We start from the raw sequence: 1,188 nt of genomic DNA, 5'->3' as shown, positions 1-1,188 counted from the left end.
TAAAAGGAAAGTTAAAAAGTGACTAACTAATTAAATTGCCCAAAACCCACATTTTTAGATTGCCGAAAACCTACAATTTTAAATTGCCCTTGACAATTGGCAATGAATTAAATAAAGCAAAAGTCATTCAAGATATTGACAGCTATGATGAAGAACTTATTATAGCTTTATTAAGCAATGAGTTAGTGAAGAAACATTATGCCAAACAAATTGGTGAGTATACTCTTTTAGAAACAAATAAGCTTATCGAAACCTTTGAAATGGATAACTATTGGATGGACTCCTATACTAATTATTCTAAGAAAATTGGTTTAACCGTAAATGGACGATTTTTAGATGAATCCACAGATGTGGTCTTGGATTTCCCGTATAAAGATACAGTATTGAAAGCTGGGATGTCTAAAGAAGATGTGGAGAAAGAAGACCTTCTTCCAAATGTACCGACCCCCAAAAGTTAGACCAAAATCTAACGATTGGGAGGTCGGTACAGAAATATTTTCATCAGCCTATTTATTATGCCACTAAAGGCATAGTTCCTATACCTCATTGAGCATGGATACTTTTTTATAGATACCTATGTTCAACACAAGACAAATAGGAATTAAGCTAAGGGGTAAGCTTAATTCCTATGATAAATTTTAATAGCTATGAAGATTTTATTATTATAGTTCGATTAAGACCAGTGTTCCTGCCGTAATGAATTAAAAGTTAATCTTCATTTCTTTTCTTGCTTCGACCCAGTGTGAATACTCCACCTAGCATTGCCAATACTGCAGATAATATCGTAAAATCACCCGTCAATTCACCCGTATTCGGTAATTCTTTATCAGAAGAATTATTGCGTTTTGGATTTTTATTCATTGGCTCATTAGGCTTTTCTGGTGTGCCTGGTTCGTCTGGCGTACCAGGTTCATCTGGCGTACCTGGTTCGTCTGGCGTACCTGGTTCATCTGGTGTGCCGGGTTCGTCTGGCATGCCAGGTTCATCTGGCGTACCAGGTTCGTCTGGAATTTCTGGATCAAGTTCTGTCTTTGTATAGATATACGTAATACGCTGATACTCTCCAGGTGTATACGTACCATCAGTCTTACCATCTTTATAGTAGTCCGGTTTTTCTAAGTTGTCTGTTCCAGTGATTTTCTCGAACTTATAGCCGTCTTTCTCTTCTGTTGTTGCTTTGAAGCGATC

2 protein-coding genes are annotated in these 1,188 nt (G+C 36.9%); one reads left to right on the top strand and one right to left on the bottom strand.

Annotation, left to right across the window (positions count from 1 at the left end):
- Positions 1-89: 89 nt before the first annotated feature.
- Positions 90-458 (top strand): site-specific DNA-methyltransferase, encoded by a 369-nt coding sequence (locus BLR79_RS08780; protein WP_234970888.1) that lies wholly within the window; start codon positions 90-92, stop codon positions 456-458.
- Positions 459-708: 250 nt separating this feature from the next.
- On the opposite strand, the gene BLR79_RS09275 is transcribed toward BLR79_RS08780, so the two are convergent.
- On the bottom strand, positions 709-1,188 hold a 480-nt coding region (locus BLR79_RS09275; protein WP_234970886.1), incomplete at its 5' end, for an LPXTG cell wall anchor domain-containing protein.

It is taken from the genome of Dolosicoccus paucivorans (genome assembly GCF_900100125.1).
Classification (GTDB): Bacteria; Bacillota; Bacilli; order Lactobacillales; family Aerococcaceae; genus Dolosicoccus; species Dolosicoccus paucivorans.
The sequence above is the reverse complement of the archived record's forward strand: the minus strand, read 5'-3'. Positions and strand labels throughout refer to the sequence as shown.